General features: G+C 59.1%; 13 protein-coding genes and 9 pseudogenes. 5 read left to right on the forward strand and 17 right to left on the reverse strand.

The window, feature by feature from the left end; all coding sequences use genetic code 11:
* From NKH29_RS29680 to ectB, 3 genes are all read right to left on the reverse strand, one after another.
* The coding region (locus NKH29_RS29680) for an NAD(P)-binding protein (protein ID WP_353001226.1) at positions 1-109 on the reverse strand (109 nt) is incomplete at its 3' end.
* 420 nt (positions 110-529) lie between these two features.
* Positions 530-2,071, reverse strand: coding sequence for an aldehyde dehydrogenase family protein (locus NKH29_RS29685; RefSeq protein ID WP_353001197.1), 1,542 nt, complete (start codon positions 2,069-2,071; stop codon positions 530-532).
* A gap of 171 nt (positions 2,072-2,242) precedes the next feature.
* On the reverse strand, positions 2,243-3,541 hold the full coding sequence (gene ectB, locus NKH29_RS29690) for a diaminobutyrate--2-oxoglutarate transaminase (protein WP_353001198.1): 1,299 nt from the start codon (positions 3,539-3,541) through the stop codon (positions 2,243-2,245).
* A gap of 465 nt (positions 3,542-4,006) precedes the next feature.
* Between ectB and NKH29_RS29695 the strand changes: the two are divergent.
* Positions 4,007-4,143, forward strand: a pseudogene (locus NKH29_RS29695) (IS630 family transposase); the annotation flags it as partial.
* A 294-nt stretch (positions 4,144-4,437) separates the two neighbouring features.
* Here NKH29_RS29695 and purU read toward each other — a convergent pair.
* The 3 pseudogenes from purU to NKH29_RS29710 form a co-directional block, all read right to left on the reverse strand.
* A pseudogene (gene purU / locus NKH29_RS29700) lies at positions 4,438-5,321 on the reverse strand (formyltetrahydrofolate deformylase).
* 8 nt (positions 5,322-5,329) lie between these two features.
* A pseudogene (locus NKH29_RS29705) lies at positions 5,330-5,595 on the reverse strand (adenine nucleotide alpha hydrolase family protein); the annotation flags it as partial.
* A gap of 196 nt (positions 5,596-5,791) precedes the next feature.
* A pseudogene (locus NKH29_RS29710) lies at positions 5,792-6,411 on the reverse strand (DDE-type integrase/transposase/recombinase); the annotation flags it as partial.
* A gap of 500 nt (positions 6,412-6,911) precedes the next feature.
* Here NKH29_RS29710 and NKH29_RS29715 point away from each other — a divergent pair.
* Positions 6,912-7,527: pseudogene (locus tag NKH29_RS29715) on the forward strand (transposase family protein); the annotation flags it as partial.
* Positions 7,528-8,089: 562 nt separating this feature from the next.
* Here the strand turns inward: NKH29_RS29715 and NKH29_RS29720 are convergent.
* Entirely contained in the window at positions 8,090-9,646 is a 1,557-nt protein-coding gene (locus tag NKH29_RS29720; RefSeq protein WP_353001200.1) for an ISL3 family transposase, read from the reverse strand.
* 172 nt (positions 9,647-9,818) lie between these two features.
* On the opposite strand from NKH29_RS29720, the pseudogene istA reads away from it, so the two are divergent.
* The 3 pseudogenes from istA to NKH29_RS29735 all read left to right on the forward strand — a co-directional run.
* Positions 9,819-10,951 (forward strand): annotated as a pseudogene (gene istA / locus NKH29_RS29725) (IS21 family transposase); the annotation flags it as partial.
* Positions 10,884-11,337: pseudogene (locus tag NKH29_RS29730) on the forward strand (ATP-binding protein); the annotation flags it as partial. The pseudogenes istA and NKH29_RS29730, both read left to right, overlap by 68 nt.
* Positions 11,336-11,498, forward strand: a pseudogene (locus NKH29_RS29735) (IS21 family transposase); the annotation flags it as partial. The pseudogenes NKH29_RS29730 and NKH29_RS29735, both read left to right, overlap by 2 nt.
* 116 nt (positions 11,499-11,614) lie before the next feature.
* On the opposite strand, the gene NKH29_RS29740 reads toward NKH29_RS29735, so the two are convergent.
* From NKH29_RS29740 to NKH29_RS29785, 10 genes and pseudogenes are all read right to left on the reverse strand, one after another.
* Positions 11,615-12,898, reverse strand: coding sequence for an ATP-grasp domain-containing protein (locus NKH29_RS29740; protein WP_353001202.1), 1,284 nt, complete (start codon positions 12,896-12,898; stop codon positions 11,615-11,617).
* Positions 12,899-13,826: 928 nt separating this feature from the next.
* Complete coding sequence (tnpB, locus tag NKH29_RS29745; protein ID WP_353001203.1) at positions 13,827-14,180, reverse strand: IS66 family insertion sequence element accessory protein TnpB; 354 nt, start codon at positions 14,178-14,180, stop codon at positions 13,827-13,829.
* Positions 14,161-14,635: pseudogene (tnpA, locus tag NKH29_RS29750) on the reverse strand (IS66-like element accessory protein TnpA). The gene tnpB and the pseudogene tnpA overlap by 20 nt, the downstream one beginning before the upstream one ends.
* 1,482 nt (positions 14,636-16,117) lie before the next feature.
* Positions 16,118-18,763 (reverse strand): aminopeptidase N, encoded by a 2,646-nt coding sequence (pepN, locus tag NKH29_RS29755; RefSeq protein ID WP_353001204.1) that lies wholly within the window; start codon positions 18,761-18,763, stop codon positions 16,118-16,120.
* 384 nt (positions 18,764-19,147) lie between these two features.
* Positions 19,148-20,587 (reverse strand): amidase, encoded by a 1,440-nt coding sequence (locus NKH29_RS29760; RefSeq protein ID WP_353001205.1) that lies wholly within the window; start codon positions 20,585-20,587, stop codon positions 19,148-19,150.
* Positions 20,588-20,729: 142 nt separating this feature from the next.
* Positions 20,730-21,731, reverse strand: coding sequence for an ABC transporter ATP-binding protein (locus NKH29_RS29765; protein ID WP_353001206.1), 1,002 nt, complete (start codon positions 21,729-21,731; stop codon positions 20,730-20,732).
* A complete protein-coding gene (locus NKH29_RS29770; protein ID WP_353001207.1) occupies positions 21,724-22,731 on the reverse strand; it encodes an ABC transporter ATP-binding protein in 1,008 nt (335 codons plus the stop codon). Before NKH29_RS29770 ends, NKH29_RS29765 begins: the two co-directional genes overlap by 8 nt.
* Positions 22,728-23,660: an ABC transporter permease gene (locus tag NKH29_RS29775; protein ID WP_502911317.1), complete on the reverse strand. Its 933-nt coding sequence runs from the start codon at positions 23,658-23,660 to the stop codon at positions 22,728-22,730. Before NKH29_RS29775 ends, NKH29_RS29770 begins: the two co-directional genes overlap by 4 nt.
* On the reverse strand, positions 23,657-24,631 hold the full coding sequence (locus tag NKH29_RS29780; protein WP_353001209.1) for an ABC transporter permease: 975 nt from the start codon (positions 24,629-24,631) through the stop codon (positions 23,657-23,659). The genes NKH29_RS29775 and NKH29_RS29780 overlap by 4 nt, the downstream gene beginning before the upstream one ends.
* Positions 24,632-24,658: 27 nt before the next feature.
* Complete coding sequence (locus NKH29_RS29785) at positions 24,659-26,320, reverse strand: ABC transporter substrate-binding protein (RefSeq protein ID WP_353001210.1); 1,662 nt, start codon at positions 26,318-26,320, stop codon at positions 24,659-24,661.
* Between the last annotated feature and the right edge of the window lie 433 nt (positions 26,321-26,753).

Here is a 26,753-nt window from a genome sequence, read left to right on the forward strand (position 1 = left end):
AGTCAGGACCGGCCTCTATGAGCAGGACGTGACTGCCATTGGCCGATAACCTGTTCGCCATGACGCATCCGGATGAGCCGCCACCCACAATTATATAGTCGAAAAGCAACGACCCATCCCATCATGCGAGAGAAAAATTAGCACAATTCTACAGTGAAGATCTGCAAAGAGAGCCGTTATTAGCAGGGGAGCTGCAATCTTCTGTGGCATCCCCCAGAATGTGCTCTTCAGCTGTAGTACTACGCGATGCCAATTCCCCCGGCCAGCACTGAAGGAGTCTATAACCATCGAACCCTGCCTAAAGGGAGACGCGGGCGAGTTTTACACGCAGAACGACCTCATTTTTTTCGGGAGCGATTGCACGAACTCGCACTGCTGCCGATAGTGTGCGTGCTAGCGCGCATTGCGCGTGGCCTCGACGCATGTATCGCGAAGACGCCACGCGAGCAACGGAGAAGCATGCTGTAATTATCTCGAATTCTTGCAGTTCTAGCTCGGTGGAATAATCAATTTATCGCCTACCTCACCGCTACGGCTGAACAAGATCGTTTAACGTAATTGGCTGAGAAGGTCCCTGATCGCGCGTGACGGTTCGGCTCTGGGCCATGCTGCCTTCACCGGATGACGGCCGCGAGATTCGGATGCCGATATTTCTCGTCTGGACGTAGCCATCAAGTGCTTCCTGCCCCTTTTCCCGGCCGTAGCCAGACTGCTTCACCCCCCCGAACGGTGTTTCTACGCCGCCGACGTACCACCCATTCACGTACACTTGGCCAGCCCAAAGGCGATCGGCGCACCACAGAGCACGGTCAATATCCCGCGTGAACACGCCAGCTGCCAACCCTTGATCGGTATCGTTGGCTAGTTCGATCCCCGTAGCTGGGTCATCGAAAACAGTTACGGCGAGAACGGGACCGAATACTTCTTTCTGGAAAAGATTACTGTCTCGCGTGACGTCTGCAAAAACAGTAGCGGCCATGAAATAGCCGCTCCGCTCCGAAAGTGCGGCTCCACCGGTTACCGCCCGTGCCCCCTCCAAAACGGCAATCTCACACGCTTCCGTAACCCCCTTGCGCTGCTTCTGGGAGATCATGGGTGTGATGTCACAATTTTCTCGCCCCGGACCAACGGTTAGTCCTTCGACGCAAACTTTCACTTTCTCCAATAATTCGTCTGCGATCGATCGTTGGACGAGCAGTCTTGTTAAATTGTTGCAATTCTGACCCGCGTTCAGATAGGTTCCGATACGCACCGCGTCTACAACAGCATCGAGATCCGCGTCGGAATACACCACAGCCGCTGACTTGCCGCCCAGTTCCATGATACAGGGGACGATGCGTTCCGACGCGGTGTTAAGCACCGTTCGCCCGGTTGCCGTGGATCCCGTGAACACGATGTGACGCACATCGGGGTGCTCGATCAGCGCTTGGCCAGCGGTCTGCCCGTAACCGGTGATTACATTGATGGCTCCGGCAGGCAATCCTGCGGTTTCGCAGGCGCGCGCAAACTCCACCCCAGACAAGGGAGCCAATTCCGGAGACTTCACCACGACTGAGTTGCCGGTGGCAATAGCGCAAGCAAGCGAACGAGCCGTTAGTTCAAGAGGGCCATTCCAGGGCACGATCTGGGCCGAAACACCGAAGGGGCTCCTGACGGTGTAGTCGACAAACTCGGCCCCGCGAGGGATCGATCGGCCTTCAAGCTTATCGGCCAGACCGGCATAGTAGCGCAGGTAGCGTATAGCGGTGCGAACCTCACCCCGTGCAAGATCCAACGCCTTGCCCGTCTCGATGCAGTTAATGGTCGCGATCTCCTCGCTCCGCGCCTCCAGCGCGTCTGCCACACGAAAGAGCATTCGTCCCCGGTCGTAGGGATGCATGTCTATCAGAACGCGGTCGCGAAAAACGCGGTTGGCGGCAGCAACGGCGAGATGAACTTCTTCAGGTCCCGCCTCCGCAACGACCGCAATGGTCTCCCCATTAGAGGGGTCATCAACCTCGATCCGTCCGCCGGACGAAGAATCTCTCCACTCTCCGTCTATATAATTCTTGATTACTTCTGCGTCAGCCATCAAAAAATCCTCCGCACTTACCTATCATCCACGCAGAAGTACTGACGTGCGGCACAGTCCGTATGTTCGCGATGTCAAAGCGGAAATGCATTCGGACCGCCTGAGCATCGAACTGACCTGCGAAGACAAATGCAGACCGATCGGTGCTGCTTTTGTCGTACGCCTCTTCTGTCAGCGATTTGCCGCCGTGCTGTCCTGCACCGTTCGTACGCAGTCGCGGATGATTGACAAGCCCCGACGCAGATCAGCCTCGGCTATGGTGAGGGCCGGCATGAACTTTAGTACTTCACCGTATGAACCAGCGGTTTCTAAGACCAAACGGCGAGCGAAGGCCTCCTTCGAAACGCGCGCAGGCAACGAGTGATCCTTTGGTGAAACGAGCCCATACATCAGGCCGCGGCCTCGTACGCTCAGCCCGAGTCCTGGGTGATCGGCGGCAATAGATGCAAGCTCGGCAGCTAGGATCTCAGATTTCCGCGCGATCTCATCCTCAAACTTTGAATCGGACCAGTAAGTTTCAAGTGCCGCGCGAGCAGTAACGAAAGCCAAATTGTTGCCCCGGAATGTCCCGGTATGGGCGGCGGGCTTCCACACGTCCAGGTCGGGCTTGATTAGAACAAGAGCCATCGGCGTCCCGTATGCCGACAACGACTTGGACAAGGTAACGATGTCTGGCACGATGCCAGATGGTTCGAAGCTGAAAAATTTCCCCGTGCGTCCGACACCAGCCTGGATGTCATCCAAGATCAATACAATCCCGTGCCGCGAAGTTAGCTCACGCAACCGCTGCAACCACTCAACACTGGCAGGATTGATACCTCCTTCACCTTGAACTGCCTCAAGGATCACTGCGGCAGGGGTATCAAAACCGCTTGACGGATCCGCCAGAAGCTTCTCAAGATAGTCGATCGTGTCGAACGAATCCCCGAGATAACCCTCGTATGGCAACGATGTCACGTGGGCCAGCGGAAAGCCGGCGGCTGCCCGCATATCTTTATTCGCGGTCGCCGCCAACGATCCGGCGCTGACCCCGTGATACGACCCCGTAAACGACACAATGTTTGACCGACCCGTTACCTGACGAGCCAGCTTCAGCGCCGCCTCTACGGCATTGGCACCTGTGGGACCCGTGAACTGCAGTTTGTACGTCAGAGCACGGGGCTTCAGGATATAGCGCTCGAAAGCTTCAATAAATCCCTTCTTGGCTGTTGTAGCGAGATCAAGGCTGTGCACAATGCCATTGCGCTCAATATAGTCTAACAATGCCTGCTTAAAGGCTGGGTTGTTATGGCCGTAGTTGAGCGCACCCGCTCCACCGAAGAAGTCTAAATATTCCTGACCGTCTGCCGCTGTGAGTGTCGTGCCAACTCCCCGATCGAACAGGACCGGAAATGAGCGGACGTAGCTACGCACTTCAGACTCCAAGCGGTCGAAGAGTGCGAGGCTCACATCTTTGGCAATCTGGTTCATAAAGGCGGACTCCTTCGAGTTGGGCAGCCTGTAAGGCTAGTAGCCGGAGGACGGCCAGTGCCGTTTCTTGAAACATAGCTCGTCCCGCAGCCCGGATTGAGCGAAATATCGACCCTGACCGCAGGAAATCAGCGTTGTGTAGCCGCTTGCGCAGATTTCGAACAAATGGGGTTGTGCCGAGTTGAGCCAGCTACCAAACGGGCGGGATCGCTTACTGAAAACTTCTGCGAGGGAGCCAAGCGCGGCGCCCTCCGAGATAATGATCCTGCTGAGCAGCTCCGGACGGTCAGTCTCGGAGAGCTTGTTCAGGCGGAACCTAGAGCACGACCTGTGATCGAGTGAATCGATTGTGATGTGACATCTGCGTTTTCTGCTGATTCAACATCCACGTTGATAGAGGTGGACGAAGGGAAGAGCATTGAGCGGGATATCGGTCGCGGGTCATGGAAGGCTTCGGACAACGGCATGTCGGCGCGGCAACGGCGGCGCCGATCGACGTGGGAGTGTCGAGCGATCCGCTGGATTGCGCGGCCGAAGATCGGCAACTGGCGCCACGCCCGCAGTGCCGCCGCCGCGCCTCCAGCCTCGATGAGCATGAAGCATGAAGCCTCTTCACGGTCGGCTGATCGAGGAGCCAAGCACAGCACGCTGAAAATGGTTGGGCGGCTCGAAACTAGCTGCCGAAGCTATCCGCTTGCGATTGGGTGAGTACCCAACGAACGAGGTTCGAACGCGCATGCCTGATCATTTGGTGAACTTGCCGGATCGTCCCCGACGATTATCTCCGACAGAGCAGGTTTCACGCCGGTCTTCACGTCTCACTCGGTGACGCCGCGTTTCCGATGGCCATCGATGACTAATTCCCCGATCTCCTTTCCGTCAATCCGGATGCCATCTCAGCCCATCCTTTCGGAACGGTGAGAACCGGGGTTTGCCGGGAAAACGACGGTTCGGTTCCCATTGATGAAAGTGCGATAATGGATATGCGCGTGGATAGCGCGGGCCAATACTTGGCTTTCCACATCGCGGCCGATGGAAACGTAGTCCTCAGTGCTCTGCGCATGTGTGATACGGGCAACGTCTTGCTCGATGATCGGACCCTCGTCGAGGTCAGCAGTAACGTAATGCGCCGTAGCGCCGATCAGCTTCACGCCGCGCTCGAAAGCCTGTTTGTAGGGGTCCGCGCCCTTGAAGGACGGCAGGAATGAATGATGAATGTTGATGATCCGGCCGGACATCTTCTGGCAGAGCGCATCGGAGATTATCTGCATGTATCGGGCGAGCACGACGAGTTCTGTCCCCGTCTCCTCGACGACGTGCATCAGCTGGGCCTCGGCCTGCGGCTTGTTTCCTTCGTGACTTTGATGTGGTGGAAAGGAATATCGTGGTTCACGACCACCTTCTGATAGGTCATGTGGTTGGAGACGACGCCGACGATATCGATCGGCAGCGCACCGATCTGCCAACGGTAGAGGAGATCGTTCAGACAGTGTCCGAAGTTCGAAACCATCAACAAAACCTTCATGCGATGCGTGCCGTCATGCATATTCCATGACATACAGAACTCGTCCGCAATCGGGTGGAAACCCACTTCAATTGCCTTCCGTTCGGCTCCCTCCTCGCTGATAAAGGAGACGCGCATGAAGAACTTACCGGTATCAAGGTCATCGAACTGCGAGCTGTCGACAATGTTGCAGCCTTGAGCTGAGAGGAGGCTCGAGATCGCAGCAACGATTCCCCGTGCGGCCGGGCACGAGACCGTCAGAACATATTGCTTTATGGATTGTGTGCCTGGAAGGAGGCGGTGCGCACCGTGATCACCTTCTTGGCCCGGTCGATTGCACGGTCTGGATGGCGTTGCCGGCATAGATCGGCCGCTTGAAGGTGTCGGGCGATACGATCTCGATGATCTCGGACACCTGCGCGACATCAAGCAGGGCTGCCACGTGCGGCGCGACATTCTTGCCCGACGAGGTCGCCGGCGCGATGATGGTGTCGTAGGCGCCTGCCAACGACACGACGAGTGCCGCCATCGGTTCGGCGAGACGCTCTGACGTTGCTCCCAGCTTTTATCCAACCCGAAGTTCGCTTAGGCGGTCGGTCTTGTCCTGGGGCGGGTTGAGCGACGGGCAAAGGCGCGGAGCCGATCATGGTGCGTAGCGCCGTGTCCCGTGGCGGGCTGAAGGTGTTGGCGACTCGAAGGGTGTCTGCCACCCGAGCCGCGAATGTGGGCGATGGACGTTACAATCCGTCGCGGAGGCGTCCGTTGAAGCTTTTCACGAAGGCATTCTGCATTGGCTTGCCCGGTGCGATGTAATGCTATGCGACATGGCTCCCGTCTGCCCAGGCGAGGATGGCGTTTCTGGTCAGTTCACTGCCATTGTCGCTGACGACCATCTTCGGCTTGCCGCGCTCGATCATGAGGCGATCGAGTTCGCGTGCAACCCGCACGCCGGAGAATGACGTGTCCCCGACCAACGCCAGGCATTCGCGCGTGCAATCGTCGACGATAGCCAGAACACGGTAGCGGCGACCGTCGGTCAGTTGATCGGAGACGAAGTCCAGCGACCAGCGGTCGTTCGGCGCTACCGGAACCATCATCGGTGACCGCGTTCCAATCGCCCGCTTGCGTCCACCCCGCCGCCGCACGGCAAGCTTCTCCTCGCGATAGAGCCGGAACAGACGCTTGTGATTGACGACATAGCCTTCCCGCCGCAAGTGCACATGCAGACGTCGGTAGCCGAACCGCCGGCGCTCATGCGCGATCGCATCCGACTGCAGCCAATGATCTTGCAGGCCCGCCGCTCGCTCATCTCGTAGGTTTTCCGAAGATGAACGACAGCCTCTCGCTCGGCAGCGGGCGTCACCATTAATGGGATGGTCCGCCCCGTCCTCCTCGCTCATCATGCGGAGGTCAGATCAATGGAGGAAAGTAGAATGGCGCATCGTAATTTGCCGCGACCCGCGGCTGTCTATGGAATCGATATTGGCAAGAACATTTTCCACGTCGTTGGCCTGAGCTGCGACGGCACGCCTGTTCAGAACAGCCCTCTGTGGATGGCTCCCGCGATGCAAGAGCTAATTCGACGTTATGGCGCGTGGTCGGGTGCAGTCTTCTGCCCGGCCTGTTGATGCAGCATTCGAGACTGCTGGCCCTGATGGGGTCGGCGGACTGGGTCCCAATCTGCTTATCAGGCTATGATGCCTCGGACATTGGACGGGTTGTCCCTGTTCCGGCCTGACTGGTCTCGCCATCACATCGCGTCGCTCTCACAACGTCATGGTGTGATTTTTCACGGAATGAGGGGTCAGACTCAATCTCGTTGCAGTGACGGCTGATGTCGCGATTTTTCCGAGGGGGATCAGCGCGATGGAACGGAGATTTGGGTCGACGAAACTGGCGCCGGCGGGCTTCGTCGTCGAGCATGCTGAGATCGGCACGGATTGTGTATTTCTTGACGTGCGCGTACGGCGCTTTCGGCAACGTGCCCGTGCTGTGGGACCAGTTCACTCCGGACCCAGAGCCGATATCTGCGGCAAGCCGCCGATTGCCGATCGCCGGTCGGCGGGTTTTCCTGCGGGTGACCGTTCGCCGTTTCTGGTGCGACGCCGTTCTTTGCCGCCGGCGCATTTTTGCCGAGCGGTTTGGCGCCGATATTTTGGCTCCGTTATCGCGAAGGACCGGACGTCTTGAGACGATCGTTAATCACTTGGGGTTCGCGCTTGGCGGCAGGCCGGCTGCGGCCTTTGCCGATCGCCTCATGATGCCGGTGAGCAACGATACCTTGTTGCGTGTCGTGCGCCGCAGGACTGAACAGCCGCGTGATGAGCTCGCCATCATCGGCATTGACGACTTTGCATTCCGGCGCGGTCAGCGATACGGGACGATTGTCTGCGATCTTGAGCGCCGCAGGCCAGTGACATTGCTGCCTGATCGCGAACAGGCGACATCGCAGGCTTGGCTGGCGAACCATCCTTCCTTTCGTGGCCAGATCGGCGTCGTCTCTGAATGGGCGCGGCGCAGACGCCTGAAAGGGCCGATCAAAGCGCACTTGCCCGCACGCCTTCGGCACGAAGCATCGCCAGGCTCATGACGCTGGCGCGTGACGGCATGTCCAAATCGGACGCTGCACTGATCGCGGCAATCGAGAGCTATGTTCCTGACCTCGTCATCGCGCGAACGCTAATCGACGACTTCAGCAGATGATCCAATCAAAGGGGGTCGCAGAACTGGACGCTTGGCTCGAGGGCGCAAAGGCAAGCCTTGTCGGCTCTTTTGCAAACGGGGTAGAAAAGGACATCGCCGCAGTCCGCAACGCCATTATCTCTCGTGGTCGAATGGCCAGACCGAAGGCCAGATCACCAAGCTCAAACTCATCAAGCGGCAAATGTACGGCCGCGCTAAGATTGATCTGCTCCAGGCGCGCCTCGTCGGTGCAACTTAGGCAGTCGCCGCAGCGAGAGTGCGTCAGAGCCGAATGAGGACCCCGTTTGAGGGGTGCTTTTCGTCCAAACGGGGGTCTGACGCACTCTCGATGATATTTTCTTTCAGGCAGCACCGATCAAACGTGCTTGGAGGAGGTCAAGCTTTCCGCGGCCGTACATCTGCCGTTTTACAAGCTTGAGCTTGGTGATCTGTCCTTCCGTCTGCCCGTTGGACCATGGCTCGGTGATCGCGGCGCGGACGGCAGCGCGGTCGCGAATGATGCCATTGGCGAAAGACGCGATGAGGCTTTTGCTGGCGTCGGCGATCCACGGCTCGAGCTCATCGGCGACTTTCTTGCGGATCATGGAATGGAAACCAGCGATCAAATTGCGTGCTTCCACCAGCATGGGCACACCCGCCTCGATGACAGCGATCATCACAGTGTCGGTTTTGTTCAGATGATCGCGCGCCGTCGTCATCAACCGTGCGATCGTTCTGGCTGACGGCACCTTGTGGAGTTGATGATCGGATGCCTGTTCGACGCGTCGTCGTCGCCTTGCCCATTCGCTGACGACACCCAGACGTCCCCGAAAGCCCTTTGTCTTCAGCCGTCGCCAAAGCTCGCTTGCATTGTGGCAACCAGATTTCCATTGCCCTTCCAGCAAGGGCAGCCAGGCTTCGAGTGAACTCTGGCGGACGCGGAAGATATCGGTCCGCTGGCCACGGACCACTTGACGGACCAGCTTACGGCTGTGGCCGGTGCGACGCACGATCTCCTTGATGGGGATGTCTTCGCTGGCAAGTCTCATGATTGCCGCGTTTGTCTCCTCACGCCGCAGATAGCCTTCGTATTGCAGCTTCTCCGCGTAGGTGAGCAGGTCGGGATTGATCGTCGTAGCGCCGATCGCAGTTCGGATTGTCCGCATCGACTTGCGGACGGCGTCGAGGAAAGCCGCACTCGCATTCTCCATGAGATGCCAGCGGTCGGCTACCTGAACCGCTTCGGGCAACGCCTTCGCAGTCGCTTCACCGTAACCGCCGCCGCGGTCGCGCGAGACGGTTTCGATCTGAGGATGGTCGGCGAGCCAGGCCTCGACGGTGGCAACCTCACGATCAGGCAACAGCGTCACGATCCGCCGCCGCTCCAGATCACAGACGATCGTGCCGTAGCGATGGCTGCGACGGAAGGCCCAATCATCAATGCCGACAATTTTGAGAGGATCTGTTTGCAAACAGGCCCGTCGCCGCACCACCCGCAGCAGCGTGTCATTACTGACCGGGACCATCAGCCGCTTCGCAAAACTGGCCGCCGGCCGGCCGCCGAGCGCCAGCCCAAGATGATGAACGATACACTCCAATCGCGAGGTCCGGCGGGATCGCTCGGCGACAACGCAGTCGTCAAAGCGTTCAGCGAAGATTCGTCGACGGCACAATGGCGCATCGCAGATAAAGCGGCGGGCGACGAGGTGAAGCTCTACCTTCATCCCGGTACAAGGAAGATCCGAAACTCGTCGAAGATAGCGGCTATGGATCCGGTGCGACACTCTGCGGCAAAGAGGGCAAGGTCGCGCTCGCGCCCCTGAGCGGGCGGTAACGGCAATCACTCCTTCGCTCTCGGCGATGGCCTCGACGGCTAATCCCGCCGGGACCAAGGACGACAAACGCAAATTTCTCACCATGGTGCTGATTCCCCTCAGAAAACAGCACAACGCCAGCAGCGAAAATCATCAAATGTGAGTCAGAGCCCAAACGGGACCCCTTAACGTGGGGTCATCAAGATGCCTCCGGTTTGATCGGAGGCATTTGTGTTTTGGATGTTGGTTGTGGAGACGATTGCAAAGATACGCCGGCCTGCTGGACGGCGTGACGGTAACGGTTAAGGTGGCGCACATGCGGCTCTGTCACAGCCGTATGTTCTTTGTTCGGGCCTACCCCGCGAGACGCAGGAGATGGTGTTTGACGCCCATCATCGGGCGTCGCCTTCTTCCGCGGAGCGTGCACGCGCGGCATCTACGATAATATGAAGACGGCTGTGAACGCGATCTTCATCGGCAGGGATCGCCGCGACAACCGCCGCTTTGCGCAGATGTGCGGGCATTACCTTGTCGAGCCGGAGGCCTGCACGCCGGCGTCGGGTTGGGAGAAGGGGCAAGTCGAGAACCAGGTCGGGCTGGTGCGGGAGCGCTTCTTTACGCCGAGGCTGCGCTTCAAGACGTTGGAGGACCTAACGGCTGGCTGGCCGACAAGTGCGTCAGCTATGCCAAGGCACACCGGCATCTCGAACAGGGCGAGCGCAAGGTCTGGGAGGTGTTCGAAAAGGAGCGGGCCAGCTTCATTCCCTATGCTGGACGCTTCGACGGCTTCCACTGCATTCCGGCTTCCGTCTCGAAGACCTGCACGGTGCGATTCGACAACAAATACTCGGTGCTCTCGAGCGCCGTCGGCCGGCCGGTCGAGATCCATGCTTATGCCGATCGGATCGTCATCCGCCAGGATGGCGAGATGTTGGAGAACATACCCGCTGCTTCGGCCGCAACGAGGTGATCTACGATCCTTGGCACTGCGTGCCGGTTCTGGCCCGCAAGCCCGGTGGACTGCGCAACGGCGCGCCGTTCCAGGGCTGGGTTCTGCCGTCAGCCGTGGAGAAGGTGCGCCGCAAGCTCAAGGCTGCCGATGACGGCGACCTTCCGGCGTCGATCCTCACCTGTGTGCTGAGTGACGGATTGAACGCGGTCGAGGCGGCCTGTCAGGAAGCCCTCGATCATGGTGTCTCATCGGCGGCGGTGATCCTCAACATCCTGGCCCGTAGCCGAGATCCGGCGCCGGGCACGATCCTTTCCATTCCCCACGCGCTGTCTGGCTCATGAGCCGATCGCCGACTGCGCCCGCTATACAGTCTCAGGAGGACGAACAGCCATGGAACGCACCGAAGTGCTGGACCTGATGGGAGTGCTGAAGCTCTACGGGATGCGCTCGGCCTATGACGAGATCATGGGCGTTGCCATCAAGCGGCAGCACGAGCCGCCCAGGATGGTCGGTGATCTGCTCCAGGCCGAGATATCGGCGAAGCAGGCCCGCTCCATCAAATACCAGCTCACCGTCGCCAAGCTACCGCTGGCGAAAGACATCGACGACTTCGACTCCGGTACGCCGGTCAACGAGAGCCTGATCCGTGATCTCGCCGGCGGCGCCTTCGTTGCCTATCAGCGCAAATGTTGTCCTGGTCGGTGGCACCGGCACGGGCAAGTCGCATCTAGCCATCGCCATTGCCCGATCATTGATCCGCAATGGTGCGCGCGGGCGCTTCTTCAATGTCGTCGACCTGGTCAACACGCTCGAAACCGAAACCCGTGCCGGCCGACAGGGACGCGCGCACGCAAGGAAAGGGCGAACGCGGAGTCGGCTATGTCAAAAGAACGCGATCGCCGTACGTCGGTTCGAGAGCTGGGCCGCGTCCGAGGCGCATCTGGTTTGCTGGACGCGCGCGAGGTTGCCAACCAGCGGGAACACGGAACCACAGGCGTCGCGCCGTTGAGTTCGATGATCGCATTCGATTCTGCTTCGACTGCACGCTTATACGGCCTGGGGTGTGCGGGGAACCATGCCGCAAGGCCACGTCCGCTGATCGGTTCCCTTTCGGTGACCTATCACTTGGCGCCACGTGGGCCGGTTCGCGGAAGATGACGTGCTGCAGATTGTTCCTGTTCGCCAAGCTCCGGAAGTGGTGCTATCGACCAATTAATTGAGTTGACAGCAGGGTGAAGTATCGCCTCAGTCCGAGCAAGGCTGGGTGAAGCGGCGATGACATGACCGATACAGTCTCGGAAATCGCCTTTCCTGACGATCAGCGTCTTGGGTTCAACATGCAATTTGACCTCGGCGACACCTGGTATGGCAGCTGCCTGACTGCCGCCATCGATCCAATCAAGGGTGCCATCACAATCAGGAACTAAGAACCGCGCGGCCGCAGTCTGCGAATGCCTTCTGCGCAAATCCCATTCCTCGCCAATGACAAGCTTGATGTGCTCGGTGACGAGATCGACGCCGTAAGCCAGCTGTATCAGCCGAGGAGTGGTCCACCCCGGAAGACGGGGATTGACCTCGATGACGACTGGGCCACCCATTGTCCAACGAAGTTCGATATTAGTTGGCCCCCAGCCAAGGCCGAGAGCTTGCAAACAGCTCAGCGAAACATCGGCGATACGTTCATATTCCTCATCAGTCAGCGGGGCCGGAAAGATGCTCTCACGAACGACGAAATGCGGCGGGGGTCCGAAGTCAGCGGCACCAATCGCAATAACCTCATTCCCCATTGTATCAGCGCTATAGTACGGGCCTTGTGCGAATTCTTCGACCAGTATCCTCGGCGAAGACTGCCACATGTGATCCCCACCCAACAGATAGGTCGTATGTTCGGCCAACTCATCGACGCTGCGACACAATCGGACACCGATGCTGCCGCCCCCTACGGCTGGCTTAAGTACCACCGGAAGGCCGATCTCCGCAGCAGCGCTTTCTACCTCCGCCGCATTCGCTGCCAAGTGATAAGCGGGGACTGGAATGCCGGCCTCCGCGAGGAGCTGACGTTGAGTGAATTTATCGCAGCATTGTTCAATGGAAACGGGGTTCGGTCCCGGTAGGTCGAAATGGCGGCAGAGCCTGCCAACTGTTGCATAGACCGACTCATCGAGGTCAACAGTAATGCCGGCAATGTCATAAGTCGCACGTAACCGGGAACATTCGCGGACCAGTGCATCGAAATTGCCTGTATCGACACGGACTGCCTCAATCCCTTCCGATGTGAGATAGTCGTACTGAGCTGGATCAGCCGACAAGATAATTGGATGAAGACCAAGACGCTTGGCCGCTTGGACGTAGAGTGGGCCATTAGACGTTGAACCTTCAAGCAGGATGAGCGCTCTTTTTGCCATTAGCTATTGACCTCCGTTGGGTGCTGTATGGTGTTCTGGGCGCAAATCGGCATCGGCTTTTTATCCCTGCCTGACCTCCGACCGTGATGCCGGTGAAGGTACCACTGTCAGCGATCTGCGGTCGCAAAGATTCTGTAAATTTATTGGAAAGAATCCGCTGCAACATTTTTGGTTACCGCCCCTTGCTCTTGGCGCGGTGTAGCTAACGGCATTGGTCACCGTGCTCTGCGGCATGGGGCCGGAATGATCAGTTTGCCGCAGCCTCTGTCGCGGTAGTACGCTGAGCCGTGCGCAATGATTCTTCTCGCATAGCTCGCGCCGATGGCCGCATCTATCTCCAACTCCATCAGTCGCTCCGCAGCAAAGCCGATCATGTCGCGCACGGCTTCTGGGGTCTTCTCCACTGAGCGTACCCAGGTTTATTATTGGTCGGTATCAGTTCGATCGATCAGGCGGGTGTCAGCAACTGACCTTGCCGGGGAACGTCGATGATCATGCTACGCCGCCTCGCTCACCTCGCCGCTGCCGAAGGGCGCGTTCGCGAGCGGCTTCGTCATCACCGACCTACACCACTCAGCGAGGTATGACCGTCACGACAGTGTGGCGCCGAGCGCCTCGACGAAATTGCGAAGGATTGCAATGTCCGAGGGATGCTATTCAACCTGCGAGGCTAATCAGAGGGTATGAGGAGTCTCCGTCTTCTGGAGATTGCATCATGTTCAAAGGACGGCATTTCGATCGATCAGTGGTCCTGCTTTGCGTGCTGGTAAGCTCTTCCTCGAGTTTGACGACGCGTTCGGTGAGTTGACGGTTCTCCGCCTGCAGCGTAGCAATACGCGCCATCAACGCTTCAACAGTCGGTTCGCCGGTTCATCAGATTCTTGAATCGAAAGCATGCCGCCGCGTCAATCGCTCAATTCGAGAGCCCTCAACCGGCAACCTGATATTGCCGCACCGGATGGCGGACCATCCCATCGATATCGATGCCGTCGAAGATCCAGTGCAATTGCTCGGTCGTAAGCGTGACCACCGCTGCCTCCCGGCGCGGCCACCTGAACCTGTCCTCGGTCAGCCGCTTCAGGACCAGCACAAAGCCCGGCCGATCGAAGAACCGGAGCTTCATCCGGTCGCGACGGCGATTGCAGAACGCAAAAACCGCCGGAGCAAACGGATCGAGCGCCATCGTCTCTTGGACCAGAACGGCAAGGCTGTTGATGCCGGCCCGGAATTCGATCGGCTCGCGGTGCAGGTAGACTTTCGGGTCAGCGCCCAGTCTGAACATGACCCAGTGCTTCCGATGGTCGCCGTCAATGCATCCACATCACCGCATTCCAGCGTCAACTTCACGCCGTTCGGCAGCGACGCGCTCACCTTGGCTGGAGAGGAAAAATGCGCTGTCCTTTTCGATGCCGACCTACGCACACCATCGCAAGTCCCCGGCAAATCCACCGCAGCCATGCTGCTCTGTCGCAGCAAGGCCGGATCGGAAGTGCTTTCAATCTGAACCCGGATGAACGCCGATGGTGAGGGCGGCGGGAGGGACTGGGTCTCCGCGCGCTTCTTTATCCACTTCCGAAGAAGGTTCGCATTGACCCCATGTTCGAGCGCGAGCCTTGATACCGACACGCTAGGCTCAAGGCAGGCCGAGACAAGACGGTCCTCCGATGCGGGGTCGTATCGGCGTCGCCCGTGCCGACCGACAAGCCTCACCCGCAGTTTCTGCTCATCTTCTTCCATCACTTGGTGTCCACCTATTTTGGTGGACACGTCATACATCAGAGCACTCAACAGCAAAAGGTGCGGGGAAATTCGCGCTTACGCTTGAGCGCGAGCCTTCCCTTGAATTTCGTTCGTGTCCAGAATTTCACCGTCGTCAGACCGAGGGGTGTGCCGGTGAGGGTGACAGCCAGGCTCGAATGCATCAGCACCCCGCACGAGGTCAGCACGTTGGGCTGCCCGGCCTTGTAGCGCCCGGCGTTGATGGTTTTTGGTGAAGCCGATTTTGCCCGGCTGCGCGCGGCTGTAGATAAATTCGGTCGTGTCCTGCAGGATTAGGATCGGACCTTCGCTCGCCGCGACGCGCGCCGCGGTCGCGACGAAATGGCCGGCGAGAACGCTATGTTCGGTCACACTTGCGGGTTGTCAAGAAGCGGTAGGCCGCCTTCGCCACTGCCCAGTCATCGGCTTGCCCGACGCTGCTGACAGCTGATCCAGCAACCGCTGTAGCCGACGGACCAGGCGCTTGTCGGGAAGGGCCGACGCGCAAAGCTCTTCCTGCCAAGCGGCTTCGCTGCTGCTGGTCTTGTCTCGCATCCGTGACGCCTCCGTGATTCGGCGTCAATAGCCCCGCCGACGATGTGGGTAATCGAAAGCCGGCTAGTACCGGCGAGGTGCTGCCATCTCCAGGAGCTGATCAGTCCTGGCGGATCCAGGTGGACGAACCGAGCCTCTGTTTGGCCCTCAAATGCCGTGAGTCAGAATGGTCTCGTCCTTCTGAGCCATTGTCCGCCGCAAGCGGGATGTTGGTGCAGCTGTTGTCAACAGCGACCGTATATAAGTTGGATCTGGCTCGGGGACCGAGCCGCGTCTGCCATCTGGGCTCAGACCATGGAGGGCGGTCAACAGCGCAGGAACAATCTCCGCCCCTGGCGCGGGGGCTAGATGACCACGCTTCGTCTCTGCCCGGCAAGCTTGCCGCAGTGCTCGCGCCAAAGGCACGTCGCTGCGCGATGGCCCTACGGCCACCCCTGACCGCCGCTGCGCGCGCGGCAAGCACAAACCACGGGTCGGGACGGAGGGATGGGCCGCCGCTGTCGAACAAAGAACAAAGGGATATCCCCGCTGACCATCGCCCTTTACTGAATCTGACAGAAACACCCAACCTCTGACAACCGCCCGAACCATCCCATTGACAATCCACGCGGCCATTACGACGAGCAGGAAGATGACGATCCGGGCAGGAATGGACCGACGCAACAAGGGCTCCGCCCAAGAGCCGTATGTAGGCTGGTCGGCGATGGTGCGGGCATTGCCGGCGAGTGTGTCACCCTTGCGCGAGGGGCGCGCCCCACGCGTCCGTCTTCGCCATGGATTAGCTTCCCGAAATCTTCTTCGATCCGGCAACGCTGCACATCCGACTCTGCCCTAAAGAATCAGAGGCGATTCGGCTTATCCAGCAGGATAGGTAAAAGAACTCCGCCTGATCGCCCGCGCAAGCGATCAGGCCAGAGTGCGCTCGACGATGTCGCGCAGATCAGCCGAAAGATTCGGCGTCGAGGAGATCGACAGCAGCGCCTCCCGCGCCTTGGACTGGCGACCCGGTTCGAGCGAGCGCCACGACCTCAGCGCCGTTGCGAGGCGCGCGGCGACCTGCGGGTTGCGCTTTTCGACGGCCAGTACGGTCTCGACGAAGAACTGATATCCCGCGCCGTCGGGGCGGTGGAAACCGGTCTGGTTGGCGCTGACAAAAGTGCCAACTAGCGAACGTATGCGGTTGGGATTGGTCATTGAGAAACACGGATGCTTCATTAGCACCTTGACTGTGTCGACCGTGCCATGTCCTGGCGTCGCCGCCTGGATCTGGAACCATTTGTCCATGACCAGCGGATCGGCGCGGTATTTCCGCTCGAACGCCGCGAGAGCCTGGCAGGCTTCCGTCGAGTCGGAATGACGATGCGCGAGCGCCGTCAGCGCCGCCGCGCGGTCGGTCATGTTGGTTGCGCCGGCGAAATGCATCGCGGCCAGCGCTGCTCCACCTTCGAGCGCCGAGAGATAGTCGAGAAGCACATTGCGCAGTGCCCGCCGCCCCGCGCTCGCCGCGTCGGGGCTGAACGGACCCTTGTCGTGTAGCTCTCGGTAAAGCGCCGAGAACTGCTCGCGATTGGCTTTGGCGATCGTCGAGATCAGGGCTTCGCGCCCGGCAAAGATCGCGTCGGGATCGATATTGGCGCTGATCTCGCGTGCAACATCTGCTTCGTCCGGCAGGATGAGCGCCAGCGCGCGGAAAGCATGCTCCAGGGTTTGGTCGCCGGCGATGATGCCGGCGAGCCCGGCAAGGCCGCCTGAAAACTCGGGAGTCTTGCCCCCGAGCAAACTGCGGAACGAGGCAACCAGCGCATCGCTGAGGAGCTTGTTGGATGCCTGCCAGCGCGAAAACAGGTCGCTGTCGCAGCGCGCCAGGAAGAAATGGTCTTCCGGCCGTTGCTCGACCGTGAGCGTGATCGGGGCGGAGAAGCCCCTGTTCAGGGATAATGCCGGTCGCTCCGAGACGCCGGAGAAGCGGACGACCTGGCGACGATTGCGGATATGAATGATGCCGTTTTCGACACTCGCGCCCTTTGCGCCGTCATAGGCCATGTCCGTGCCGTCCGGCCCGACGAGGCCGAAGGCCAGCGGGATATGCATCAACCGCTTGTGGCCTTCCGAGTGGGTAGGCGGCACCGACTGCTCGATTTCCAGCGTGAATTGGGAGGACGCCGGATTGTGCGAAGTGGTGACGTTGAGATTGGGTGTGCCGGCCTGATCATACCAGAGCGCGAATTGCGACAAGTCGCGATCCGAGACGTCCTCGAATACTTTCAGGAAATCCTCGATCGTCGCTGCTTCGCCGTCATGGCGCTTGAGATAGAGGTCCATGCCCTTGCGAAAAAGATGGGGGCCAAGAATGGTGCGGATCATGCGCACGACCTCGGAGCCCTTCTCGTAGACCGTCGCCGTGTAGAAATTTGTAATCTCGCGATAGCGGCGCGGGCGCACCGGGTGCGCGAGCGGCCCTTGGTCTTCGGGAAACTGGTGCGTCCTGAGCTTCCGCACGTCGGATATGCGCTTGACGGAGCGTGAACGCTGGTCGGCCGAGAATTCCTGGTCGCGATAACGAGTTAGCCCTTCCTTGAGGCAAAGCTGGAACCAGTCACGGCAAGTGACTCTATTGCCTGTCCAATTGTGAAAATATTCGTGCGCGATCATCGCCTCGATACTGGCGAAATCCGCGTCAGTAGCGGTCTCCTCGTCAGCCAGCACGTTCTTATCGTTGAAGACGTTGAGCCCCTTGTTTTCCATCGCCCCCATGTTGAAATCCGACACTGCGACAATATTGAAGACGTCGAGATCGTATTCCAGCCCGAACACTTCCTCGTCCCACCGCATCGACCGCTTGAGCGCGTCCATGGCGTAGGCCGCGAGCCGCTCCTTGCCGTGCTCGACGTAGATGCCGAGTTCAACATCGCGTCCCGACGCGGTGACGAAGCTATCGCGGACGGCGCCCAGTTTCCCGGCCACCAGCGCAAACAGATAGGACGGCTTCGGGAACGGGTCGTGCCAGACGGCGTAGTGGCGGTCGTCGGCGAGTTCACCGCTTTCGACGAGATTGCCGTTGGAAAGGAGCAGTGGCGCTTCCTCTCGGCTGGCCTCGATTCGCACCGTGTAGACGGAGAGGATGTCCGGCCGGTCGAGGAAATAGGTGATGCGGCGGAAACCTTCCGCCTCGCACTGCGTGCAATACACGTGGTTGGAGCGGAAGAGCCCCATCAGCGCCTGGTTCTTCGACGGCGCGATCTCGGTTTCGAGCGTGAGCTTGAACCGCGACTCAAATGGCGGGTGTGAAATGACAAGCCTGTCAGGCGTCGCTTCATAGTGGGAAGCGGCCAAATGCCGGCGATCGATGGCGATGCTCCGTAGCACAAGGCCATCGCCATCAAGCACCAGCGGGGCGCCTACATCCACACCTGCTCGGCGTTCGACGGTCAGTTCAGCGACGACAATGGTCTGGTCCGACAAGAGCCAGAAAGTCAACTCCGTCTGCGGGAGCAGATAATCGCTGGGGCGGTAGCCGTCGAGTCGGAAAACCTGGCCAGTGTCTGTGCGCACTACGATACTTTCCTATAGAATTCCGGCAGTTGAAGGCCAATGTGCTGGACCAATAAATCGAGGTGGTGCTCTTTACACTTTATACGGAACGTTCCCTCGACAAACTGCGGCCGAGACCGTTCCGAGGCGGAGATAGAAGTCGGCTTGGTTGTCGAGTTACTTTGTGAATTCGGCAACACCGTCACCCTCCGTAGGCGTTCCATGACATCAGGGGAATCCGCTGACCCAAATACGTGCGGACCGACATACCTCGCACAATCGGAGCTCAAGGAATTACCGGTTGGCGCAAGCGGCATCGACCAAGTAGGGTTCGCCATCGTTCCTCGCGGGCTCGGGACAGTTGATTGGACGGCCACGCTGAACTGGCCAGATCACAGGTGATTGTCAGCTGTTCCCTGCTCGGACCTTTGCCCGACGGTGGTTCCACGGTCTCGCTTCCTCCAGATCGCGTGCGATCCTCACCAGAGTGGCCTCGTCAGCGAAGCGGCCGACAATCTGAAGACCGATAGGCAGCCCATCGGCACTTTGTGCCAAAGGCAAGGACACCGAAGGTTGTCCGGTAATACTGAATACACCCAAGTATGACGATTGCTCGCACCACATCAATTTTATGAACTGTTCAGCTGATGCCGTAGTGCTGGTCAAACAATAATCGCCCCCATGTGGCATAGCCACGGTAGGCACCGTGGGAGTCAGTAAGATATCATAGCGCCCGATTGCCTCACCCACGGACCATCGCATTTGCCGGATTCTCTCAAGCAAATTCCGCACATCAGACGCCGAGTAATTCCGACCACGCTCGTAAACCTTGAGGGTGACCGGCTCCAAAGTGTCCGCACCGATGTCTCTGGCCACGGCGCGTGCTGCAGCCTCTATCGAAACGCCCCAAAAATCTGCCAGGCCGAGCACTGTCTGGAGAAAGTCCCCGGGATCAAATAGCGGCTCGATGTCCGACACCATGTGCCCCATCTCTTCCAGAAGTGAGGCGGTGGATTCGACCGCTTGCAGGACGTCTGGCTCAAGATCAAGCTCACCCCATTTTGTTCTAGCAACTCCGATCCGTAGAGTGCCTGTGGGATGTGACAGTTCGTCCACATATGGCCGGTTTGGCTGGATGATAACGAACGGATCGCCGGCACGCGGTCCGGAAAAGACGTCCAGTGCGGCGGCCATGTCGCGCACTGTACGGCAAAGAACAAAGCGTTGGATACGGCCAAAACCGCTATCCTGGGCGTCTGGGCCCCCAGAAATGCGTCCGCGGGACGGGTTCAGCCCGACAAGACCGCACCACGCTGCCGGTTGCCGAATAGAGCCGCCACCGTCACTTGCATGGGCGATTGGAGTTATGCCAGCGGCAACGGCTGCCGCAGCCCCTCCAGAGGAGCCACCACAAGAGCGTTCAAGATACCAGGGATTGCCGGTAATGCCGTTGAGAATAGATGCGCTCATTCCAGACCCGGCTAGTTCTGGCGTTGTGGTCCTGCCGATAGTTCGGAGCCCAGCGCCCCGAGCGCGACAAAAAAAATAGCTGTCGGTTTTGGAGCGATTGCCTTTGAACAGCCGGCTGCCATTTTCCTGGAGGCGACCAGCTTCGCCTTCGCCCGCATCCTTACGCAGGAATGGAACCCCATGAAAAGGCCCACCGTCCGCGCCGGCAACCGTCTCTGCATCCCCATAAAATTCGATGACAGCGTTGATGCGCGGATTGACCTCGTCGTGAGCCTGGCGGGCCAAGCGCACCAGCTCCACCGGAGTCACATCGCCTGCGCTGACAAGAGAGGCTAGGCCAGTGGCATCGTACTCGACATATTCACTCAATCTCATTTTAGCGTCCTCAGTTGCCCTTCACCTAGTACCTGCAACGTATGCTTTCCGATGTCGTCTTCGCTCCATTCGGCTTCCCGCCGATCGGCCCCAACATCCGCGAGATCGCGAGCGACATTCACCACAACCCTCGACGGGCCTTCTACTTTGCCAGCCAGCAGGCTGTCAGGTGCTGTGATCCAACCTCGATGGCTGGTGGTTCCACTTGCCGGCAGCGGTCGAAAGCCAGCGGGCAACGCGGATGGAAGCGACAGCCGTTCGGCACGCGCGCGGCGCTTGGAACCTCGCCCTGCAGGGCCGGCAGCTCCGAGCGACCTGCGTTGCCGCCAATTTGCGGGGTGGCGTTACGCAAGGCGACGGTATACGGATGGCGGGGTTTGAACGTGATCTCGTCGGCGCTGCCGATCTCGACCAATTTTCCAAGATACAAGACCGCAATCCTGTCGGCGATCAACCACGCGAGCGGCAGGTCGTGGGTGATGAACAGCAGCGCCATATTGTGCTTGTGGCGCAAGTCGACCAGGACCTGAAGAATCTGTGCGCGTATCGAGACATCGAGCATCGAGACAGGTTCATCAGCGACGATGAGCTCCGGCCTGACGGCAAGTGCTCCGGCAATCACAACCCGCTGGCGCTGCCCGCCAGACAGCTCGTGTGGGAAGCGGGCGAAGAAATCACCGGGAGGATTGAGCCCGGCAGACGCTAGAGCTTCGCTGACCCGCACCGTGAGTTGGGTGGCGTTGTCGACCAGCCGCAGTGACCTCAACGGCTCCGCCACAATATCGAACACCGTGTGTCGCGGGTTGAGCGCCTGATAAGCGTCCTGAAAGATCATTTGGACGCGATGCCGGTAAGGGCGCAAAGCCGACAAGCCTTGAACGGACGTCATGTCGCGGCCTTCGAACAACAGCTTGCCGCCTGTTGGCTGAGCAAGCTTGGTAATGAGGCGGCCCACCGTCGTCTTGCCGCTTCCCGATTCCCCGACCAGGGCGACGATCTCGCCCCGTCCGACGCTAAGGTCGATCCCGTCTACCGCTCGCACGGCGCCGGCAGGTCGGCCCAGGACACGGTCGAACAGCCCGCCCTGGATAGGAAAATGGACCTGCAGGCTCTCCAGACGCAGGAAGTCGGCGGTGTCAGGCATGGACTGCGACCTTGTCTTCTTGCGAGGACCGGTGAAGGTGACAGGCGACGCGTCCCCGCCCGAATTTATCGAGGCTGGGGACTTCGGTCGCGCAAACCGCCATGGCCGACGGGCAACGCGGATGGAAGGCGCAGCCCGACGGTCGATTCACCAAGTTGGGGGGATCACCCGGTATTGGCCGGATCATCTTTTTGCCGCTCGTGGGGTTCGGGATCGATTCGATCAGCAGGCGGGTGTAGGGATGTTTGGGCTGGGCGAAGATCTCGGCGACAGTGCCATCCTCGACGATTCGGCCGGAATACATAATCATGACGCGACCACAACACTCAGCCACCACAGAAAGGTCGTGGGTGATCAAAATCAGGGCAAGGTTAAGTCGCGATCGCAACTCACCCAGCAGCTTCAGGATCTGAGCCTGTGTGATAACATCCAGCGCCGTCGTGGGCTCATCGCCGATGACGATCGAGGGGCGACATGCGAGCGCCATCGCAATCATCACCCGTTGGCGCATGCCGCCTGACAATTCGTGAGGATAGGCGGCGCCGCGATCCGCCGGAATGCCCACGAGTTCGAGCAGCTCCTTTGCCCGCGCGGTCGCCTCGCCACGCGACATGCCGAGCTTCAGCATACACGGCTCCGCGATCTGCTTGATGATGCGGTGAACAGGATTAAGCGCATTCATCGCGCCTTGGAAGACGACGGACGTCTCGCTCCAGCGGTGTGGCCGCATTGCCTCATCATCGTCGATCGGCAGTCGCTTACCGCGATAGCGTACCTCGCCGCCGCTGACCCGTGCATTTGGTGACAGCAGACCCGCGATTGCCATTGCAGTCGTGGTCTTTCCGCTGCCCGATTCTCCGACGAGGCCAACGGCCTCTCCCGCCCGGAGCGCGAAGCCTACGCTGTCGATCGCACGCGATGAAACGCCCTTGAGCCCATAGTCGACAGCGAGCCCGCTGACCTCCAGAAGCGGAGCCTTCTTTTGGGAGGAGTTTGTCATGGGATCACCCTCCGCCGCGGATTGAACGTGTCGTCGAGGGCATTGCCAATCAGGACGAAGCTAAGTGATACCGTGAGCACGCACAGGCCGGGGGCGCCGAGGTACCACCAGGCTCCAGCACTGGCCGCGCCGGCGCGTTGAGCAATCGAAAGCAAAGTGCCCCATGAAGGCTGCAGGGGATCGCCAAGCCCGAGAAACGAGAGCGACGTCTCGACATAGATTGCGTTGGCAACGACCAGAGCCCCATTGGCCACTATTTGCGGCACAAGATTGGGGAGGATGTGCCTTATCATGATGTTCAGATTGCTTGTGCCCACTACGCGGGCTCGATCGATGAATGTTCTCTCCTTCAGCGAAAGTGTCTGGCTGCGGACGATGCGCGCGACGAAGGCCCAGCTCGTCATGCCGATGACGACAACGATGACGAACAGAGAAGGGCGGAAGCCGAGGATCTCTCCACCGCGCCCCAACACCTCGAGAACCACGGGTGTAATGACCAGCGCCAGCACGAAGGACGGCATGACAAAAAAGAAGTCTGTCAAGCGCATAAGCCAGACTTCCACCCGGCCGCCATAGTAGCCAGCTGTCATACCGATCGTAGTCCCGACGAGAAGACTGATGATAGTCGCCAGCAGCGCAATCGTAAGCGAGATCCGGGCACCATGAACGACAAGGTTGAGCACGTCTCGCCCGACCTCATCGGTCCCCAGCAGATGCTGGCTTGATGGTGGCGCGAGAAAATCGCCGGTTGCATTGATCGCGGTCTGAAGCGGTCCCGCCAGGAGATCGGGCATCGCTGCCATGACAAGAAATACTGCCAGACACAACAGGCCAAGCTGTGCCCCGCTATAGCCAAGAAACTGGCCCAAGAAGCCTTTCATCGCACTGGCTCGGCTACGAGGGGAATATTGAACGTTACTTTCACTCATTGCCGGACTCGCGGGTCGAGAATTCCGTAAGCAAGATCTGCTACGAGGTTGGCGACGACAATCGATGCACCGAGCAACAGGAATACTCCTTGAAGGACAGGATAGTCCCGTGCGTTGAGTGCTTCCACGGTCAGCCCGCCAATGCCCGGCCAAGAGAACACGGCTTCGACGGTGATGGCGCCGGCGACCACGTAGCCAAGATTGAGGGTGATCAAGGTTACGACCGGCAGCATTGCATTGCGAAATGCATGACGCATGAGCATCTGACCATTGGTCAGCCCTTTGGCCCGTGCGGTTACCATGTAATCCTCGGTGACTACGTCGCTCATCGCAGCACGAGCGACCACGACGTATTGGCCGATTAGTCCAAGAGCCACCGCGGTGACCGGGAGCGCGAGATGGCGCAAGTAGTCGAGCAACCGATCAAGCGAACCCGTAATTGCGCCGGGCGAAAGTGCACCATAACCCGGAAGCCAGCCCAATGCCGTACTGAAGATCACAACCAGGATCATGGCGAGCCAAAAAGCCGGCGTAGAATAGAGCGCCAGAGATGCTCCAGTGGCAATATAATCGACGGCTCCTCCCCTTCGCCAACCCGCATATAGCCCGAGCAAAACCCCACACAGAATGGCGATCAATTGGGCTAGACCTACAAGCACGATGGTGGCCGGCAATCGCTCTAGAATCAGATCGGCGACATGCCTGCCTCTGAACTTGAAGCTGTAGCCGAGATCGCCATGCAGAGTTGCGGACAAGTAGTCGACCACCTGGTCGGGAAACAGCGGACGGTCGAGGCCCCAGTTCTGGCGTTGCGCCTCCATCTGCTCAGCGGTCACGCTGACACGTGCCCCGCTGAGCAGTAGCGATGCAGGGTCGCCAGGAATGACCCGGAACAGGACGAAGTTCAGAACCGCCACCATCAGGAGGGTTATGATGGCCCTGATGAGGATACTCCAGATGCGCCGGCTCATCTGGCTTCGCTTTCCATCAAGAGCATCTCAAACCGGCCTCAACCGGTCGAACGGAAAGTAACTCCACGTCGACAGGTCCTCCCCCCAGCCTTCGAAGCAATCCTTGCGATAGGCTTCGAGGAGCGTCGGGTAACAAAGCATGATGTAAGGTGCCTCCGCGTAAATGAGACGCGTCGCCTGGTCGACCAATTCTTTACTTTTCTGGAGGTCGACGGTGGATTCGACTTGAGACAGGATCTGATCGAACTTCTCGTTCTTCCAGTATGACTTGTTGAAGAGGTAAGTACTTTTGCCTATTTTGAGCACGCCGAGAGGCGAGGGTGAATCCCAGCTAGAGGCAACGAGCAGATCCCAGCCTCCCCCACCCTTCGCCGGCACCGCCGTACGGGCATTGAGCGCCCCGGGGTCGAGCTGGGTGACTGAAACGGGGATCCCAATTTGGGCCAGCCACCCCGCGATAAACTGCACGGCTGCAATTGGGATTTCCAAATTGCCCGCTATCGTTCCAGTGATCAGCTCGAGCTGGAACTTGTTTCCTTCCTTGTCTTCCCGGATGCCGTCACCATCGGCGTCCCGATAGCCAGCAGCATCGAGCCGGCGACCCGCCTCGGCGGGATCGAAGTGGCGCCTGATGTCGCTCAACTCCGAGTAGTATTCAGTGGCCGACGGCATGACCAGTCCCACGCCAGGGTCGGCATGCCCTCGGAAGGCACGTTCGACGAGCGTCTTCTGGTCGATCGCATAGCCGATCGCATCGCGAAACGCCGAGTCCTGCAACGCCTGGGTGCTCCCCGCGCCTTGTCCGGAGACAGTATTGAAGGCCAAGTAATTTCGTTGCTCAATACGCGCTTCTGCAACCACGATTTCGGGGTCTCTCGAGAGGTCCTCCCACTGGGCAACTGTAATGCCGAAGCCAAAGTCGAGATTGCCGCTCTTGAGGCCTTGGGCCATCGGATCTGCTGTAGTGAAGAAATTAAGGATCATACCGGCCGTTGCCGGCTTGCCCGTCCGGAAATATTCGTTAGGAGTAAGCTGGACAAATTGGCCTTGCTGAAATTCCGTAACGATCATTGGCCCAGTTCCTACAAGGGGCGGGTCGTTGCGGAAGGTACTACGTGCATCTGCGTAGCTAATATCTTTCCAGATGTGCTCGGGGACAATCATTATGATGTTGTCGATTGGCCAGCGAGTCGGGACCTTGGTCACGATTTGCAGAGTCTGGTCATCAAGTGCCGCGACGGACTCGACGTTCTCCAGGCCACTCGTATTGCTCGCGCCGACGTTCAGTTCGTCAGGCTTACCTATGGAACCACGCAGATAATTATAGGTGAATGCAGCGTCCCTGGCCGTCGCAGGTTGGCCGTCAGACCACTTCATCCCAGGCCAGATTTTTAAGGTCCAGGTGAGCTTGTCGTCGGCAACCGACCACTCTTTGGCAAATCCCGTGCGATCGGGATGACGTTGGGCGTCCACGCCGACCAGGAAGTCATTTGTGTATATCAGTGGATAAAACGAACTCCAGGTGGCAAATGGGTTCATCGTGTCAGGGGCAATGATTGCACCGACACGCACGACGTGATCGTCGCAGGACGACGCGGCCAAGGCCCTCGAACTCATGACCCACGGCGCCACCGATCCCAACAACATCGCCTTGATGATTGCACGGCGGTCGAGCGGCAATTTATTCATTCTGTTCTCCCTATCTAATTTCCGTTCTGTCGCATTCGCGACCGCTTAGGCGTCTTGGCTTATAATGCGCCGAGTGGGACCCCCATATATCGAGAGTACCAGCACCCTTAAGTCGCGTTGTGCAAATATGGCCTGGCAGAGCGGGAAATCGGCATTTTTATCTGAAATACGCACAAATGCACCGTTTTGCAGGCGGGCTTGTGCGGTCAGCGCTTCTCGGCGAACTGTGCAAAAGTGCCGGTGTGTATGCCTCTCCTCGTTGGCTACTGCAAAAGCGAGGAGAATGCCTCGCTAGCGTATCTTCTCCTGCCAGCCCGCGACTATTTTCAGACATGTCGATAACCCCATTAGCACCAGCATCGCCTTTCTAGGCAATCACCGATGTCGACGCTTGGCGTCCGTTTCTACCCCCCAGAGTATGCGAGCCTTGATG

Source organism: Mesorhizobium sp. M1295 (genome assembly GCF_040318135.1).
Lineage (GTDB): Bacteria > Pseudomonadota > Alphaproteobacteria > Rhizobiales > Rhizobiaceae > Mesorhizobium.